Source organism: Stenotrophomonas sp. YJH_SMC_16, assembly GCF_059367875.1.
Genome location: NZ_JCAFRH010000014.1, coordinates 1 through 15,461, shown reverse-complemented (window position 1 = coordinate 15,461; position 15,461 = coordinate 1). Strand labels below are relative to the sequence as shown.

The 15,461-nt window shown below is 67.4% G+C and carries 15 protein-coding genes and 1 pseudogene; 5 read left to right on the top strand and 11 right to left on the bottom strand.

Annotated features, from left to right (window positions below):
- Positions 1 to 318: 318 nt before the first annotated feature.
- From pstS to AC5P6E_RS20425, 5 genes are all read right to left on the bottom strand, one after another.
- Positions 319 to 1,335 (bottom strand): phosphate ABC transporter substrate-binding protein PstS, encoded by a 1,017-nt coding sequence (gene pstS, locus AC5P6E_RS20445; protein WP_010486211.1) that lies wholly within the window; start codon positions 1,333 to 1,335, stop codon positions 319 to 321.
- 222 nt (positions 1,336 to 1,557) lie between these two features.
- Positions 1,558 to 2,769: an OprO/OprP family phosphate-selective porin gene (locus AC5P6E_RS20440; RefSeq protein ID WP_019337651.1), complete on the bottom strand. Its 1,212-nt coding sequence runs from the start codon at positions 2,767 to 2,769 to the stop codon at positions 1,558 to 1,560.
- Positions 2,770 to 2,965: 196 nt separating this feature from the next.
- The gene (gene nth, locus AC5P6E_RS20435; RefSeq protein ID WP_019337652.1) at positions 2,966 to 3,655 is read right to left on the bottom strand and encodes an endonuclease III; all 690 of its coding nucleotides are present in this window, start codon (positions 3,653 to 3,655) and stop codon (positions 2,966 to 2,968) included.
- The gene (locus AC5P6E_RS20430) at positions 3,655 to 4,008 is read right to left on the bottom strand and encodes a hypothetical protein (RefSeq protein WP_043402629.1); all 354 of its coding nucleotides are present in this window, start codon (positions 4,006 to 4,008) and stop codon (positions 3,655 to 3,657) included. The genes nth and AC5P6E_RS20430 overlap by 1 nt, the downstream gene beginning before the upstream one ends.
- 4 nt (positions 4,009 to 4,012) lie before the next feature.
- A complete protein-coding gene (locus AC5P6E_RS20425) occupies positions 4,013 to 4,795 on the bottom strand; it encodes an enoyl-CoA hydratase/isomerase family protein (protein ID WP_043402633.1) in 783 nt (260 codons plus the stop codon).
- A gap of 167 nt (positions 4,796 to 4,962) precedes the next feature.
- Between AC5P6E_RS20425 and AC5P6E_RS20420 the strand changes: the two genes are divergently transcribed.
- The 3 genes from AC5P6E_RS20420 to AC5P6E_RS20410 all read left to right on the top strand — a co-directional run bounded on the left by AC5P6E_RS20420 (position 4,963) and on the right by AC5P6E_RS20410 (position 7,503).
- On the top strand, positions 4,963 to 5,664 hold the full coding sequence (locus AC5P6E_RS20420; protein ID WP_010486198.1) for an FKBP-type peptidyl-prolyl cis-trans isomerase: 702 nt from the start codon (positions 4,963 to 4,965) through the stop codon (positions 5,662 to 5,664).
- Positions 5,665 to 5,800: 136 nt separating this feature from the next.
- Positions 5,801 to 6,604 (top strand): CoA pyrophosphatase, encoded by an 804-nt coding sequence (locus AC5P6E_RS20415; RefSeq protein WP_043402636.1) that lies wholly within the window; start codon positions 5,801 to 5,803, stop codon positions 6,602 to 6,604.
- Positions 6,601 to 7,503 (top strand): sulfurtransferase, encoded by a 903-nt coding sequence (locus tag AC5P6E_RS20410; protein WP_053442759.1) that lies wholly within the window; start codon positions 6,601 to 6,603, stop codon positions 7,501 to 7,503. Before AC5P6E_RS20415 ends, AC5P6E_RS20410 begins: the two co-directional genes overlap by 4 nt.
- Positions 7,504 to 7,874: 371 nt before the next feature.
- Here the strand turns inward: AC5P6E_RS20410 and AC5P6E_RS20405 are convergent, their stop codons facing one another.
- Entirely contained in the window at positions 7,875 to 8,441 is a 567-nt protein-coding gene (locus AC5P6E_RS20405) for an N-acetylmuramoyl-L-alanine amidase (RefSeq protein ID WP_053442760.1), read from the bottom strand.
- A 72-nt stretch (positions 8,442 to 8,513) separates the two neighbouring features.
- Here AC5P6E_RS20405 and AC5P6E_RS20400 point away from each other — a divergent pair, with 72 nt between their 5' ends.
- Together AC5P6E_RS20400 and rlmKL are read left to right on the top strand one after the other, a co-directional pair.
- The gene (locus AC5P6E_RS20400; protein WP_010486191.1) at positions 8,514 to 9,041 is read left to right on the top strand and encodes an alpha/beta hydrolase; all 528 of its coding nucleotides are present in this window, start codon (positions 8,514 to 8,516) and stop codon (positions 9,039 to 9,041) included.
- A gap of 145 nt (positions 9,042 to 9,186) precedes the next feature.
- Positions 9,187 to 11,325 (top strand): bifunctional 23S rRNA (guanine(2069)-N(7))-methyltransferase RlmK/23S rRNA (guanine(2445)-N(2))-methyltransferase RlmL, encoded by a 2,139-nt coding sequence (rlmKL, locus tag AC5P6E_RS20395; RefSeq protein WP_312660476.1) that lies wholly within the window; start codon positions 9,187 to 9,189, stop codon positions 11,323 to 11,325.
- A 165-nt stretch (positions 11,326 to 11,490) separates the two neighbouring features.
- Here rlmKL and AC5P6E_RS20390 read toward each other — a convergent pair whose 3' ends face one another.
- The 5 genes and pseudogenes from AC5P6E_RS20390 to AC5P6E_RS20370 all read right to left on the bottom strand — a co-directional run.
- Positions 11,491 to 11,820 (bottom strand): DUF3325 domain-containing protein, encoded by a 330-nt coding sequence (locus AC5P6E_RS20390; protein ID WP_312660478.1) that lies wholly within the window; start codon positions 11,818 to 11,820, stop codon positions 11,491 to 11,493.
- The gene (locus AC5P6E_RS20385) at positions 11,817 to 13,445 is read right to left on the bottom strand and encodes a PepSY-associated TM helix domain-containing protein (protein ID WP_329834735.1); all 1,629 of its coding nucleotides are present in this window, start codon (positions 13,443 to 13,445) and stop codon (positions 11,817 to 11,819) included. The genes AC5P6E_RS20390 and AC5P6E_RS20385 overlap by 4 nt, the downstream gene beginning before the upstream one ends.
- Positions 13,442 to 13,756 (bottom strand): DUF3649 domain-containing protein, encoded by a 315-nt coding sequence (locus AC5P6E_RS20380; RefSeq protein WP_053442764.1) that lies wholly within the window; start codon positions 13,754 to 13,756, stop codon positions 13,442 to 13,444. The genes AC5P6E_RS20385 and AC5P6E_RS20380 overlap by 4 nt, the downstream gene beginning before the upstream one ends.
- 245 nt (positions 13,757 to 14,001) lie before the next feature.
- Positions 14,002 to 15,288, bottom strand: coding sequence for a DUF445 domain-containing protein (locus AC5P6E_RS20375; protein WP_053442765.1), 1,287 nt, complete (start codon positions 15,286 to 15,288; stop codon positions 14,002 to 14,004).
- Between the two features lie 62 nt (positions 15,289 to 15,350).
- Positions 15,351 to 15,461 (bottom strand): annotated as a pseudogene (locus AC5P6E_RS20370) (IS110 family transposase); the annotation flags it as partial.

Below are 15,461 nucleotides of genomic sequence, written 5' to 3'. Positions count from 1 at the left end.
TGTCCTGGATCACGTTCTGACAAGGGTTTCACGGGGTTGGCCGGCCCTTGGCAGGAGCCCTGAGACCCCGGATCTGCGCATCGATATGACGGCCTGGGCGCTGGGTAGAGTCGAGCCATACTCGACTGCTCCCTGTCCTCGGTAGCTGCGGACCGTTGGTCTGCACGCTCCAGCACCCAACCGAGCATGGGCTCGGCTCTACAGAGCCTGGTGCACCCCAAAAACAAGAAGAGCGCGAGATCTCGAGGATCTCGCGCCCGGGTTGGGATCGGCGGGGGAGAGAGGACCCGCCGATCCCGTTCCTGCGGGGGAACGCGCTTACTTCAGGTTCTGGGTCCAGTAGGTTTCGATCTGGCGGACCAGACTGTCCGGCAGCGGCACGTAGTCCAGTTGGCGGGCCTGGGCATCGCCGTTCTTGTAGACCCAGCGGAAGAACTCCTGGGTGGCCTTGCCATTGGCAGCATTCTTCGGCGTCTTCTGCACCAGGATGAAGTTGGTGGCGGTGATCGGCCAGGATTCAGCGCCCGGCGCATTGGTCATGACCAGGTAGAAATCCTTGGCGTTGGCCCAGTCGGCGCTGGCGGCGGCAGCGGCGAACGACGCATCGCTCGGCTGCACGAACTTGCCGGCGGCATTCTTCATCGCGGTGTACGACAGCTTGTTCTGCAGCGCGTAGGACAGTTCGACATAGCCGATGCCGCCCTTGATCTGCTTCACGTACGCTGCAACGCCTTCGTTGCCCTTGCCACCGATGCCGGCCGGCCACTGCACCGAGGTGCCTTCACCGACCGAGCTCTTCCACTCCGGGCTGACCTTGGACAGGTAGTTGACGAAGTTGAAGGTGGTGCCCGAACCGTCCGAACGATGCACGACGGTGATCTTGGCGCTCGGCAGGGTCACGCCCGGATTCAGCGCGGCGATGGCCGGGTCATTCCAGGTCTTGATCTTGCCCAGGAAGATGTTGGCCAGCACGGCGCCGTCCAGCTTCAGCGCGCCCGGGGCGATGCCGGCCACGTTCACCACCGGCACCACGCCACCGATCACCGACGGGAACTGCGCCAGGCCCGAGGCGGCCAGTTCTTCCGGCTTCAGCGGAGCATCGGAGGAGCCGAAATCAACCGTCTTGGCCTTGATCTGGGCGATGCCACCACCGGAGCCGATCGACTGGTAGTTGACCTTGTTGCGGGTCGCAGCGCTGTAGTCGGCCGACCACTTGGACATGACCGGGTAGATGAACGATGCGCCCGCGCCGGTGATGTCGGCGGCGTTGGCGGCGAACACGGACGATGCAGCCAGGATGGCGACAGCGGCGCGCGATTTGAAGGCGTGGATCACGGGGAGACTCCTGGGGTGGTGGTCGAAGGGCGGTTGCCCGACGTTTCGGTGCACATTCCATAACGGTTGCGTGACATGTCCGCGTCTGTCATATGACGCGGACGTGACACGCGTCATGAGGGGTGTCACGTCCGCTGCGCCGGCAGGGCGGCACGGGCACCGCTGCAACGACGAAGGCACGGACGGGGCCGTGCCTTCGCGGTTCAACGCAGGCGGCTGGACTTACCAGAAGAACTGCGCGCGGGCTTCCAGGATGTTGGGATCGTCGTTGACGAAACCGCGCGCCGTGGAGCTGTACTTCTTGCTGTCGACCATCACGTAGTTGAGCATCAGCTTGAAGTTGGAACGCAGGTACCAGTTGGCGCCCACGGTCCAGATGTCCATCTTGCCGCCCAGCACGCCATCGACGATCGGCGGGCGACCAGCGACCGGGTTGGCGGCGAGGTTGCCGTCATTGAGATCCATGTGGTCGTAGCGCACGCCCAGCTGCCACTGGCCGCCGGCCGGGTTGTTCGGCAGGCCGGTGCCCGGAGTGCCGCCCTTGTAGCTCCAGGTCTCGCCGGTGACGTTCCAGACGCCGCTGATGTAGTAGCCGTCGCTGGTGTAGTTGTCGTGGTCGTAGCGCTTGGCCTTGCTGGTGTAGTACTCGGCCTGGGCCTTGAACGGGCCCTGGAAGTACATCGCTTCGGCACCGATGGTGCTGACCCGGTCGGTGTCGGTCAGGTTGCCGCTGTCGATCAGGCGGGCAGTGGCGAGGTCGGCATTCGGACGCGCACGCACGCGCAGGGTGTCGGCGTCGGCGTCGTAGTTGACGTAGCTCAGACCGAAGTGCAGGACCTGGCCCTTTTCATTGATCGGGGCCCAGGTGCCACGCGCGCCGTAGCCGCTGCCGTGGGCCAGGTTGCGGGTCAGCTCGCGTCCGAAGGCGCTGGCGGTCACCGACCAGTTGTCCTGGCCGTAGCTGTACGCGCCACCCAGGCGGCGGGCGATGGCATAGGTATTGGTGACTGCTGCCTTGGAAATGAAATCGTTGTTCTTGGTGCTGGACAGTTCTTCCAGGCTGTTGGGCTGCTTGAACTGGCCCAGCTGCAGGAAGTGGTTGGCGTTGCCCAGCAGCTTGTACTTCACGTTGGTGTCGAGGAACTTATCGGCCTTGGCATCATAGCCGACCACCCATTCCACGTTGCCCGGGCCCTTGCCCTTCAGCACCAGCTCGGCGCGACGCAGTTCGAATTCGCTGTTCTTGCCGTTGCCGGCGTCGCCACCGTTGAGGTCGGTCAGGTCGTTGTCGAACCAGTTGCCGTCGGCCTGGACCAGGCCTTCGAAGGTGATTTCCGAACCGCCGATCACGTCGATGGCGACTTCGGCGTGTGCAGCCGGCACATACAGCGCAGCAGCCATGGCCACCGTCAGGAGTTGGTGATGCAGTTTCATGGAGAGGAGCCTTGCAGGCAGGTTGGAAGATGCGCGCAGGCTAGAAGGTAAAGATTGCGTAAATGTGACAGTTCGCGCGCGGCAGACATCCACCGCAGGCCCCGTCACGGCATGGCCTGCCATTGAAACCGCTTGCGTATGACGCCCGGATTGCGCCCCGGTTGCAGTAGATCCACGCCATGCGTGGATGCTGTCGTCACTCTGCGAGGGTCTTGTCCTTGAACCGGCAGAGGTCGGCGATCACGCAGCCCGGGCAATCCGGCTTGCGCGCCTTGCACACATAACGCCCGTGCAGGATCAGCCAGTGATGCGCGTCGAGCAGGAACTCGGCCGGAATCACCTTCACCAGTTTGTCTTCCACTTCACGCACGTTCTTGCCTGGCGCCAGGCCGGTGCGGTTGGATACGCGGAAGATATGCGTGTCCACCGCCATCACCGGCTCGCCGAATGCAGTGTTGAGCACCACGTTGGCGGTCTTGCGTCCAACGCCTGGCAGCGCTTCCAGTTCATCGCGATCGCGCGGCACTTCACCGCCGTGCTTCTCCAGCAGGATCGCACAGGTGGCGATCACGTTCTTCGCCTTGGCGTTGAACAGGCCGATGGTGGCGATGTACTGCTTCAGCCCGTCCTCGCCGAGTGCGAGGATCTTCGCCGGCGTGTTGGCGACCGGGAACAGACGGCGCGTGGCCTTGTTGACGCCGACGTCGGTGGCCTGCGCCGACAGCGCGACCGCCACCAGCAGCTCGAACGGCGAGCTGTACTCCAGTTCGGTCTTCGGGTGTGGATTGAGTTCGCGCAGGCGGGTGAACATTTCCACCACGTCGGCGCGCGGCATCGTGCCGCCACGCCGCGCCGGGGCGCGTGCGGTCTTCTTCATGGTGGCCATTACTGCTCCTTGCCGCTGGCGCGGGCCTTGGCCCGGGCGAGGATGGCGGCGGCTGCGGCGGGCAGGGCGGGTTTCACGTCCGGCGCCGGGGCCGGCGTACGGCGTGCATCGCGCTCGGCTTCGCGCCGTGCCAGCCGCACCGCACGCGCACGGTAGCGTTCGCGTGCGGCCCAGGCCGTATGCAATTGCTGCTGCGCCTGCTGCAGGCGTCGCGGAAGGTCCGGGTGGCCGGGCAGCAGCTGTTCGTCGCCGGCGCGGGCGACGTAGTCCATCAGGCCTGCCTGCAGGGCACCATCGAGATCGTCTGCCTGGACCCGGGCGAACAGCTGCGCGGGGTTGGGTCGGGATGCCATGGCGTCAGCGGTTCTGGAAGGCCGGCGGACGGCGCTGCAGGAACGCGCTGGTGCCTTCGCGCATGTCCTCGGTGGCGAACAGCAGGCCGAACTGCGCGCTTTCGTACTCCAGCCCTGCCTCCAGGCTGCATTCGCCACCCACGTGCACGGCATCCAGCAGGCCACGCAGGGCCAGCGGCGCCGAGCGCGCCAACTGGCGGGCGACATCCTGCACACGGTTGTCCAGCGCGTCGGCGGGTACCACCTCGTTGACGATGCCCAGTTCCAGCGCACGCGCGGCGTTGATCGGTGCACCCAGCAGGCACAGCTCCAGGGTGGCGGCGCGGCCGCACAGGCGCAGCAGGCGCTGGCTGCCGCCGAAGCCGGGAATCAGGCCCAGATTGATCTCCGGCTGCCCGACCTTGGCCGTATCGGCAGCGATGCGCAGGTGGCAGGCCATGGCCAGCTCCAGCCCGCCGCCCAGGGCGAAGCCGTTCACGCGCGCGATCACCGGCTTGGGCATGCGCTCGATCTGGCGCATCAGGGCCTGGCCGAGCAGGGAGAAATCACGTCCCTGAACCGCACTGAGTGTGTTCATCTCGGCGATGTCGGCCCCGGCCACGAACGCCTTCGGACCGGCACCGGTCAGCACCACCACGCGCACGTCCGGGTCGGCAGCGGCGGCGCTGAACGCTTCGGCCAGCGCCTGCAGGGTCGCGGCATTCAAGGCGTTGAGCTTGTCCGGGCGCTGGACGGTCACGGTGCGGATGGCGCCGTCGTCGGCGACAGCGATCAGGGCATCGGCCACGGGAAAACTCCTGAAACGTTAAAAAAAAGTGAGATTGAACTCCGCCAACGCAGACGGGTCTTAGCCTGCATCGTGAGTAGCGGTTACACGTTGTGCCCGTTATCCTAACCCGTCGCCTCAGGGCGGCGCAGAACGTCCCTGAGTTACCACCCCTGGAGAACTGTTTGATGAAGTTGCGTTCTATCGCGGTCGCCGTCGCGGCCCTGGCCCTGACGGGCAATGCCTTCGCCCAGGACGTCTCGTCCGAAAAGGGCAAGCTGAGCTACTACTTCGGTTACGACTACGGCAACAACCTGGCGGAGCTGACCGGTCGTGGTGAGCAGCTGGACATCAACTCGGTGGTGAAGGGTCTGCAGGACGCCTACGCCAAGAAGCAGCCGGCGATCACCGCCGACCAGCTGAAGCCGGCCGTTGAAGCGTTCCAGAAGCGCGAGCAGGGCCGTGCCCAGGCTGCCAAGGCCGAGTACGAAAAGGCTGCTGCCGAAAACAAGACCAAGAGCGATCAGTTCATCGCGGCGAACAAGGCCAAGGCCGGCGTGCAGTCCCTGCCGAGCGGCGTCCAGTACCGCGTGATCGAAGCCGGCAAGGGCGCCAAGCCGACCCAGGCCAGCACCGTGCAGCTGGAAGTGGCCGGTCCGTTCCCGTACGGCCAGCGCCCGACCGAAGCCCGTCCGGCCCAGCAGATTCCGTCGATCAAGGTCAGCGACGTCGAAATGAAGGCCATGCGCGAGACCCTGCTGCAGATGCCGGCAGGCTCGAAGTGGGAAGTCACCCTGCCGCCGGACCAGGCCTACGGTGCCGACCCGCGCACCCCGTTCCCGCCGAATGTGGCTGTGCAGTTCGAGATCAAGCTGGTCAGCGTCAAGTAAATCGAAGCCGTAAACGAAACGCGCCGGTGATTCCACCGGCGCGTTTTTGTTTGCGCGGAGCGCGACGGTGCCACGCACCGCATCTGCACCCCGCGCAAATTCAGCCCGATCGCGCTACTGTTGCCGGGTGCAAACAATGGAAGAAACGGCGCGTGTTGTCGCAAGTCCCTGCATCGGAGTGTGCACGCTGGATCCGGACCGGCAATGCACCGGCTGCGGGCGGCACATCGATGAAATCGCACGGTGGTCGTCGATGAGCAACGAGGAGCGCAGCCGCATCCTGCATCGCGTGCAACCCCTGCGTGAACAGCTGCAGCAATCACTGCGCGGCTCGCTGGCCGATCACGAACGCTTGATGCGCGCGCTGCATCCACTGGCCGAGCCGCCGGCCGGCGACGGCTGGAACCGCAGCGAACTGAGTGACCTGCTGCCGCCGGGGCCACCTGTGGAAGCCGCCGTACTGGCCGGCATCGTGCCGCGCGCAAATGGCGCACAGGTCATTCTTACCCGTCGCACCGAAACCCTGCGCCAGCATGGTGGCCAGGTCGGCTTCCCCGGCGGGCGCACCGAACCCGATGACCGCGACGCACTGGCGGCCGCGCTGCGCGAGAGCCAGGAAGAAATCGCACTGGCGCCCGGCCAGGTGCAGGCGCTGGGCTATCTCGATCCCTTTGTGACGATCACCGGCTACCGGGTCACGCCGGTGGTGGCCGTGGTCGATCCGGACTTCGTACCGGTGCCGCAGCCCAGCGAAGTGGCCGAGGTGTTCGAGGTGCCGCTGGCCTACCTGATGGCCGCAGACAACCTGCGCCAGGTCGAAATCAATCACCGCGGCCGCATCCGCCACGTCCTTGAGTACGGCTGGCCCGGCCAGCGTATCTGGGGCGCGACCGCCGCCATTCTCTACAACCTGCGTCGCCGCCTGGAGCAAGTGCAATGAAGCCGATCGATCCGCCGTGGACCACGCTTGTCGATGTCGCCAGCCTGGCGGCAGCATTGGGTGAGGGCGTACGTGTCGTCGATGCACGTGCCACCGCCAGCACCGCCGTACGCGTGGTCGATGCGCGGTCCTCGCTGGCCGACCCGCAGGCGGGTAGCGGCCAGTATCTGGCGGGGCATGTTCCGGGCGCGGTGTATGCCGACCTCAATCGGGACCTGTCGGATCTGACCCGCAGCGGCCACGGCCGTCATCCACTGCCGGACAGCGATGCCTTCGCCGCGAAGCTCGGCCAATGGGGTATTGGTCCCGACACCCAGGTGGTGGTCTACGACGGCAGCGACGGCAGCATGGCCGCCTCGCGCCTGTGGTGGCTGCTGCGCCTGATCGGGCACCGCAAGGTGGCCGTGCTCGATGGTGGTATCACCGCCTGGCAGGCCGCAGGGCACCCCTTGGCGACGGGGCAGGATGAGGTGACCGCGCTGCCGGCTTACCCGGGCCGTTTCGACACCACCCAGATTGCCAATGCCGACGAAATCAGCGCACGCCTGAAGCACGCGCCGGGCTGGCTGGTCGACGCACGCGCGGGCGAACGCTTCCGTGGCGAAGTCGAGCCGCTGGACCCGGTTGCCGGCCATGTACCCGGCGCGGTCAACCGCCCGTTTGCGTTGAACGTTGCCGACGGCCGCCTGCGGGATGCACAGGAACTGCGCGCCGAACTGCAGGGCGTGATCGGCAACCGTGATCCGCAGCAGGTGGTGCTGATGTGCGGCTCCGGCGTGACCGCCTGCCACCTGCTGCTGGCGATGGAAAGCGCGGGCCTGAGCGGCGCACGCATCTATGCCGATTCCTGGAGCGGGTGGGTCAGCGACAACAGCCGCCCGGTGGCGACCGGCGCCTGAGCGATCCGAGCAAAAAGCAGTCGAGCGCGGAGCCTCTCCAGAGCCGAGCGGCCGGCTCCACGCGCATGGCGATGCGTTCAAATCATCGGCGCCCGCAGGTCATGGAGCGCGGCTCGACTCTACAAAGGCACCCTCCGATCGATCCGACTCCGTGCCGACCAACGGTCGGCATCCACCAACAGCGGCAGAAATCTGTCGAAGGCGGGGTGGGTCCGGTTGCGGGGGTGTCCGCGGCATGGATGCCGCGGCCAAGCCCCCAGGGACGGGTTTACGGCGTCCCCCGCAACCGGACCCACCCCGCCATCCCTCGGAATGCGAGCTCTTGACGTTGACGTTGCTTCTGCGGGTGCAGGGCGCAGCCCTGCAAACCCTCACCCAACCGGCTGCAGTGGCACCTTCGCCAGCACCCGCGCCCACGGGAACAACGGTCCCGGATCACGCTTGCGCGCCACCATCAGCGTCGGATCATCGCTGGCCGGCACCTGCTCCAGATCCAGCTGGTCGTGCCCGGCAATCCGCCGCAGCGACGGATAGCGCGCCACCAGCGCCAGCAGCAGCGCCTCCAGCGCCGCCAGCTGTGCCTCGGTGTAGGCCTCGTCCATCGCCTGATGGCGGCTGTCGAGCCAGTCCGGGTAGCGCCCGGTGTTGACCAGCTCGATGCCCAGCGTATGCGCGTTCATGCCGCGCACGTGGTGGGCCACCCGTTCCGGTGCGACGTACTGCACCACGCTGCCATCGCGGTCGATGTAGAAGTGGCCGCTGTTGCCGGCGCCGCTGTCATACAGCACGCGCTCGCCGTACTCGCGGGCCATCGCCAGATCGGGCAGCTCGGTGCAGTGGATCACCACCATCTCCAGCGTGGCCGGGTCGCGCAGCGGCAGGCGGTCTTGATAGGGCAGGGGCTGCAGCTGCAGGCCGGGAAGGAGCGGGTTGGGCATCCAGCGATGCTAGCATTGCGGCATGAACCTGCCTCCTCTTTCGCCGCCGACCCGCTCCCACGGAGCGCGCGCATGAGCCGCGGCCACTGCATCCTGTCCCACGGTTTCGAGAGCGGCCCGGAAGCGACCAAGGTCACCGCGCTGGCCGACGTGGCGCAACGCCTGGGCTGGACCCATGAACGCCCGGACTACACCGACCTGGACGCGATGAGCGAGGTCAGCCGGGTGGGTGACGTGCGCACCCGGCTGCAGCGCCTGGTGGAACGCGCCGCCATCGCCGCCCAGCAGGGCCCGGTGGTGCTGGCCGGCTCCAGCCTGGGCGCCTACATCTCCGCCATTGCCTCGCTGCAGGTGCCTGTGGCCGGCCTGTTCCTGATGGTGCCGCCGACCACCATGGGCCCGATGCCGGCGCTGGATGCCGCGGCGGTGCCGATCACGGTGGTGCAGGCCTGGCATGACGACGTGGTACCGGCCGCCGGGGTGATTGCCTGGGCGCAGGCGCGTTCGGCACAGCTGCTGCTGGTCGACGACGGTCACCGCCTGGAGCACCACGTGGAGGCCTCCGCGCAGGCCTTCGAGCGCTTGCTGCGGCAACTGTGAAGCCCGGGCGCACGGTGCGCCCGCCCGCTTTGACTACAATGGCAGCCCCGCCGCCCCCGGCGCGGGCCTGCCGGCCGTGCCTACGGCCCTCCTTTCCGACTGGCCCGGCCCCTGTGCCGCGCCCGACCACCTGCGAACCGATCCCGTGAAATTCTTCGTCTCCTGCGCCAAGGGCCTGGAATACCTGCTTGCCGATGAACTGTCGGCCCTGGGCCTTGCCAAGGCCACTGCCACCATTGCCGGCGTCAACGCCGAGGGCGAACTGGAGCAGGCGCTGCGGATCGTGATGTGGTCACGCCTGGCCAGCCGCGTGCTGTGGCCGATTGACGAGTTCGAGTGCCCGGACGAGCAGGCCCTGTATGACGGCGTGCGTGCGCTGCCGTGGCATGAGCACATCAAGCCGGAGATGACCCTGGCGGTGGACGCACATGTGTCCGGCGACAAGATCACCCACGCCCGCTTTGCCGCCCAGCGGATCAAGGACGCCATCGTCGACCGCATGCGCGATGAGGGGCTGGAACGCCCCTCGGTCAACACCGACCTGCCGGACGTGCGCGTCAACCTGTCACTGCGCAAGGGCCGCGCCTCGCTGTCGATCGACCTCGGCGGCGGCCCGCTGCATCGCCGTGGCTGGCGCGGTGCCGCCCACGAGGCACCGCTGAAGGAAAACCTGGCTGCCGCGCTGCTGCTGCGCGCGCAGTGGCCGCGCCTGCACGCCGCCGGGGGTGGCCTGCTGGACCCGATGTGCGGCAGCGGCACGCTGCTGATCGAGGGCGCGCTGATGGCCGCTGACGTCGCTCCCGGCCTGATGCGCCATGGCAGCCTGCCGCCGAGCCGCTGGCTGGGCTTCGACAAGGCCGCCTGGAAGACCATCCAGTGCGAAGCGCGTGACCGTGAGGCCGCAGGCCTGGCCGCGCTGAAGCCGGTCATCCATGGCAGCGACATCGACCCGACCGCGATTCAGGCGGCACGCGAGAACGCGGAAGTGGCGGGTGTCGCCCACGCGATCCGCTTCACCCGCGCCGACGTCGCCGACCTGGCCGCGCCGGAGCAGGAGATCGGCGCGGTGGTCTGCAACCCGCCGTACGACGAGCGCCTGGCCGCCGATCCGGCGCTGTACCGCGCACTGGGCAACGCCCTGCAGAAGGCCGTGCCGCAGTGGCGTGCCAGCCTGCTGTGCGGCAACGACGAGCTGGCCTTCGCCACCGGCCTGCGTGCGGGCAAGAAGTACCAGATGTTCAACGGTGCGCTGGAATGCGCGCTGATCGTCTGCGACCCGATCGCGGTGCCGGGCCGCGATCCGGCACAGCCACGCGAGCTGAGCGAAGGTGCGCAGATGGTGGCCAACCGCCTGCGCAAGAACCTGAAGAAGTTCAAGAGCTGGCGTGCCCGCGAGGACATCACCTGCTTCCGCGCCTATGACGCCGACCTGCCGGAGTACGCCGCCGCCATCGACGTCTACGAGGAAGACGGCGGCAAGCGCCGTACCTTCCTGCACGTGCAGGAATACGCCGCACCGGCTGCCATTCCGGAGAACGACGTGCGCCGTCGCCGCAACGAACTGCTGGCCGCTGCGCGTGAAGTGTTCGGCGTGCCGCCGGAGCAGGTCTCGATGAAGTCGCGCGAGCGCGGCAAGGGCGGCAGCAAGTACGGCCGCTTCGAGCAGCGAGACGAGTTCATCGTGGTGCGCGAGAACAACGCGCTGCTGCAGGTGAACCTGTTCGACTACCTCGATACCGGCCTGTTCCTCGACCATCGCCCGCTGCGCCGGATGATGGCCGAGCAGGTGCGCGGCAAGCGTTTCCTCAACCTGTTCTGCTACACCGGCGTGGCCAGCGTGCAGGCCGCGGTGGCCGGTGCCGCCAGCACCACCAGCGTCGACCTGTCGGCCACCTACCTGCAGTGGTGCTACGACAACCTGGCGCTGAACGGGCAGGGCGGCAACCAGCACCTGCTGGTGCAGGCCGATGCCATGGCCTGGCTGGAAGGCGACCGTGGCCAGTACGACGTGATCTTCTGCGACCCGCCGACGTTCTCCAACTCCGCGCGTGCCGATGACTTCGATGTGCAGCGCGAGCAGTTGAAGCTGCTGCGCGCAGCCGTGGCGCGGCTGGCACCGGGCGGCGTGCTGTATTTCTCGAACAACTTCCGCCGCTTCAAGCTGGAAGAGAACGCCATCGCCGAATTCGCCCAGTGCCGCGAGATCACCGCGCGCACCATCGGTCCGGATTTCGAGCGCAACGCGCGCATCCACCGCGCGTGGGAACTGAAGCGGTTGGGCTGACCAGGTACCTGGGGTCGGATCCCCTGCGCGCAGCGCAGGGCCTCTGACCCCGGTAGCGCCGGGCCATGCCCGGCGGGTAGATCCACGCCATGCGGGGATGCGCGGTGCCTGGATGGGGGCACAGCCCTTGCGCTGCACGCAAGGGATCCGACCCCAGCTGTCGGGTTACAGAACGGCCACCACCAGCCCGACCACCGGCAACGCGATCGCCAGCGGCGCGATCCATTTCGGTCGGTAAGGGTACAGCCCGAACGACAGCGCCACACCGCCCAGGGTCATCGTGCCCAGCCACAGCACCGGGCCCATCGCCCAGCCATGGTCGACCACGCACAACGCGAACGCCACCGTCAGCAGGGCCCAGCCCAGCACCCGCCACTGCGTGCGCCGTGCCGGGGGAGCTGCAGCCTTGCCGTGCAGGTCGTGCTGGTGCTTTTCCATCGCCAGCGACAGGGCAGTGAACGCAGAGAACGACAGCGTCAGAGCCAGCAGCATCATGCGCTGGCCTCCGCTTCGGCCGCTTCGACTGATGCCTTCGGCGCTGCTGCGGCAGCCGCGCGCTTCTTCTTCTCGGCCGCACTCAGCGGTGGCGTCCAGCGCTGCATGCGCCAACCGCACATCGCCAGCATCGCGCCGAAGGCAATCATCGACAGATCAACGCCGGCCAGCACCAAGTCACCGTTGCGCAGGGTGACGCCCAGGTGGGCATGCGTGGTCAGCGCGTTGACCACCGGCACCAGCGCGAACGCGGCGGCGCCCAGGTACAGCTGCCACGCCCACATCATCCGCTTCGGCCAGATGAAAGCGGCCAGCAGCGCGCCGCCCCAAGCGTAGAAGAACACGTCGGCTTCCGCACTCGAGCGCTCGGCGATGGCCAGCGGCAGCAGGCGGTTGCCCCAGAAGTAGGCGGCAAAGGCGATCGGCAGCCCGGCCACGGTGCCGATGTTCAGCGCATCGACCAGGCGCAGGCCGAAGCCGATGCGTCCACTCTTGGCATGCTTGGGACGTTCCTTCACCGCCCACAGCACCACGCCGCTGGCGACCATCAGGCAGCCGACCAGGCCGGACAGGAAGAACAGTGCACGCAGGCCCCAGTCGGCAAAGCGTGCCAGATGCAGGCCGTACAGCACGCCGCGGGTGGCGGTGGCGCCACCGGAGGGCGGTGTTTCTTCCAGCAATGCACCGCTGACCATGTCGTAGCGCACGGCCGGGGTGTCGGTGGACAGGCGCTTGCCATCACGCTGGCGGATGTCGATCACCGCATTGGCCGCGCCCGGGTTGGACACGGTGAAGCCGGCCACTTCCACGCCGTGCCAATGCGCACGCGCGCTGTCCAGCAGTTGCGCGATCGGCAGCGGTGTTGCGCGGCCTTCGGCCGGCGCGGTCACCTCCGGCATGCCGCCGAAGGCTTCGCTGAAGAACTTGTCCTCGTCCTGCGGGTAGGCGACTTTCACGCCCCACGGCAGGTACATGATCATCAGCGTGACGATGCCGGTGTAGGTGATCATCGCGTGGTAGGGCAGGGCCATCACCGCGCTGACGTTGTGGAAATCGAGCCAGGAGCGCAGGCCCTTGTCCTTGCGGAAGGTGAAGAAGTCCTTGAAGATTTTCTTATGGGTGATGACGCCGGTGATGATCGCCACCAGCATGAACATCGCGCAGAAGCCGACCAGATAGCGTGCCCACAGCACCGGGATGTAGTGCAGGTCGAAGTGCAGGCGGTAGAAGAAATCACCGCCGCGGGTCTCACGGGCCTTCAGTGCCTGGCCGGTGTTGGGGTCGAGCGTGGCATCGCCGAAGCCGCCTCGACGGCCACGGCTGGGGTCGGCCAGTTCCGGGGGCAGTCGCCAGAACATCTGCATGGCCGGGTTGCGCGGCTGCGGCAGGGTGACGAACCAGTTCTCGGCCTGCGCGGCGTTGGCCTGCAGGTAGTCCACCGCGCGCTGCGCGGCGACGTCGATGCTGACGTTGCTGGACGGCAGCTCCGGGCGCATCCAGCGGCTGATTTCCTCGCGGTAGTAGCTGGCCGTGCCGGCCATGAAAATCAGCAGCAGCAACCAGCCGACCAGCAAGCCGGTCCAGGTGTGCAGCCAGGCCATCGACTGGCGGAATCCGTTCTTCATGCCCAGGCCCCCAGCATGCGCGCGATGGCAGCCATCAGCAGGGCGGGAGCGAGAATGCCGACCCACGCACGCAGCGCGCTGCGGGTGGCGAACGCCCACAACGCCGCGCAGGCGGCGACCAGAATGGCCAGCAGCATGCCGGTCAGCACGGTCTGCCCGCGTGCGCCGGGCAGCGCCACCGCGCAGAACACGCTGGTGGCCGAAGCCAGCGCATAGCCGCCGAAGATCGCAGCCAACGAGCGTGACAGCACGCCCCAGCGCGGGTTGGAGAAGAAGGTGCGGGGGCTGGCGGTTGCGGGCGAGCGGTCCACGGCGTTCCTGCAGGTAGGGGAGGGGATGGAACGCGTCCGCGGCCCCCTTGCGCCCTGCGCATGTCGCCCAGCGTGTCCCATCGACGAAGCACCGCCCGCGCAGACGGGCAGCCCAGAGGTCGGGGATGTACACGGGCGATGGGCGCGTCTTCCGCGCCCGTTTGGCTAAGCGTACAACCGATCAGTAAATGATAGGCATTCGCATTTTATGAATCAAGCATGATAAGCGTGAGGAGGGGCGACGCCTAGAACCTGAACACCACGGTTGCCGCATGCAGCAGCAGGCCAATCAGGCCACCTACCAGGGTGCCGTTGAAGCGGATGAACTGCAGGTCGCGGCCCACACTCAGTTCCAGCTGCTCGACCAGGTGCCGCTCGTCCCAGCCCTTCACGGTCTGCGCGATATGCGTGGTCACGCCCTCGCGCAGGCGCCCGGTCAGGCGCTGCGCACCTTCCAGCAGGTGCTGGTTGAGGGCCTCGCGCAGGGCCGGGTCGGCCTGCAGGCTGCTGCCCAGCGACGCCAGGCTGCGCTGCAGGTGGCCGACCAGTGCCGAGTCCTCGCGTTGCAGGTCGGCGCGCAGGCTGGCATGGATGCGCGCCCACAGCCCTTGCACGTAGTCCTGCAGGGCGGGGTGGTCGATCATTTCCTGCTTGAGCTGCTCGATGCGCTCGGCCAGGGCCGGGTCCTCGCGCAGGCGCTGCACGTAGTTCTGCAGCCAGCTCTCGTAGTCCTGGCGCAGCGGATGCTGCGGCTCGGCCAGCACCTGCTGCAGTTCTTCCAGCACCGCCCGCGCCAGGCGCTCGGCCAGGCTGTCGCCGATCTCGTCGATCGGCTTGACCCAGTTCACCGTGCTCGACAGGGTGGGCCACTCGCGCTGGATGTAACGCACGATCAGCTGCGAAGCACGCTCCTTCACTTCCGGTTGCTCCAGCCAGCGCCCCAGGCGCTGCAGGCCCTCGTCCAGCACGCGCTGGTGGCGCCCATCGGCGGTCAGCAGGGCCAGCAGCTCACCGGCGGTGGCGGCGGCATTCCACTGCCGCAGCTGCTGCACCACAAAGGCGTGCAGCTGGCGGCGTACGGCGGTTTCGTCGAAGAAATCCAGCGCCTGCAGGGCCCAGCCGCGGGCCATGTCGGCCAGCATCCGCGAGCGCGCCGGGTCGGCCAGCCAGCTGCCGAGGCGGCTGGCTGGATCGAACACCTGCAGCTTGGCCAGCAGCACACCCGGCTCCAGGAACTGGTCGCGCACGAACAGGGCGAGACTGTCGCCGATGCGTTCCTTGCTGCGCGGGATGATTGCGGTATGTGGGATCGGCAGGCCCATCGGCCGCCGGAACAGCGCGACCACAGCGAACCAGTCGGCCAGCGCGCCCACGGCCGCTGCTTCGCAGAAGGCCGAGACCCAGGCCCAGATGCCGCGCTCGCCCTGCCAGTGGCTGATTGCGAAACCGGCCAGCATCAACAGCAACAGGCCCAGCGCGAGGGCTTTCAGGCGCCGCAGTTGAGCGCGGCGCGGATCGTGGGCAGGCGTCATGCGGAAAGTCTAACCGCAGCTTGGTGACGCCTGTCTGTAGAGCCGAGATCCTATGTTCGCGGTCAAGCCTGCTGGAAGCAGGCTTGACCCACTTTCAGCATGGCGGGGTCAAAGTCCCGCCCGCTTTTGAAGACCCCCCAGGCGATCCTGGCCAGCTTTCTGGCCAGGATGTT

What these genes read in the sequence shown, in the direction of transcription:
- AC5P6E_RS20420 (WP_010486198.1), top strand. Translation starts at nt 4,963, where the DNA reads ATGAAGTTGCGTTCTATCGCGGTCGCCGTCGCGGCCCTGGCCCTGACG.
- AC5P6E_RS20440 (WP_019337651.1), bottom strand. Translation starts at nt 2,769, where the DNA reads ATGAAACTGCATCACCAACTCCTGACGGTGGCCATGGCTGCTGCGCTG.
- AC5P6E_RS20375 (WP_053442765.1), bottom strand. Translation starts at nt 15,288, where the DNA reads ATGACGCCTGCCCACGATCCGCGCCGCGCTCAACTGCGGCGCCTGAAA.
- AC5P6E_RS20390 (WP_312660478.1), bottom strand. Translation starts at nt 11,820, where the DNA reads ATGATGCTGCTGGCTCTGACGCTGTCGTTCTCTGCGTTCACTGCCCTG.
- AC5P6E_RS20405 (WP_053442760.1), bottom strand. Translation starts at nt 8,441, where the DNA reads ATGCCCAACCCGCTCCTTCCCGGCCTGCAGCTGCAGCCCCTGCCCTAT.
- AC5P6E_RS20385 (WP_329834735.1), bottom strand. Translation starts at nt 13,445, where the DNA reads ATGAAGAACGGATTCCGCCAGTCGATGGCCTGGCTGCACACCTGGACC.
- AC5P6E_RS20430 (WP_043402629.1), bottom strand. Translation starts at nt 4,008, where the DNA reads ATGGCATCCCGACCCAACCCCGCGCAGCTGTTCGCCCGGGTCCAGGCA.
- AC5P6E_RS20400 (WP_010486191.1), top strand. Translation starts at nt 8,514, where the DNA reads ATGAGCCGCGGCCACTGCATCCTGTCCCACGGTTTCGAGAGCGGCCCG.
- AC5P6E_RS20415 (WP_043402636.1), top strand. Translation starts at nt 5,801, where the DNA reads ATGGAAGAAACGGCGCGTGTTGTCGCAAGTCCCTGCATCGGAGTGTGC.
- AC5P6E_RS20410 (WP_053442759.1), top strand. Translation starts at nt 6,601, where the DNA reads ATGAAGCCGATCGATCCGCCGTGGACCACGCTTGTCGATGTCGCCAGC.
- nth (WP_019337652.1), bottom strand. Translation starts at nt 3,655, where the DNA reads ATGGCCACCATGAAGAAGACCGCACGCGCCCCGGCGCGGCGTGGCGGC.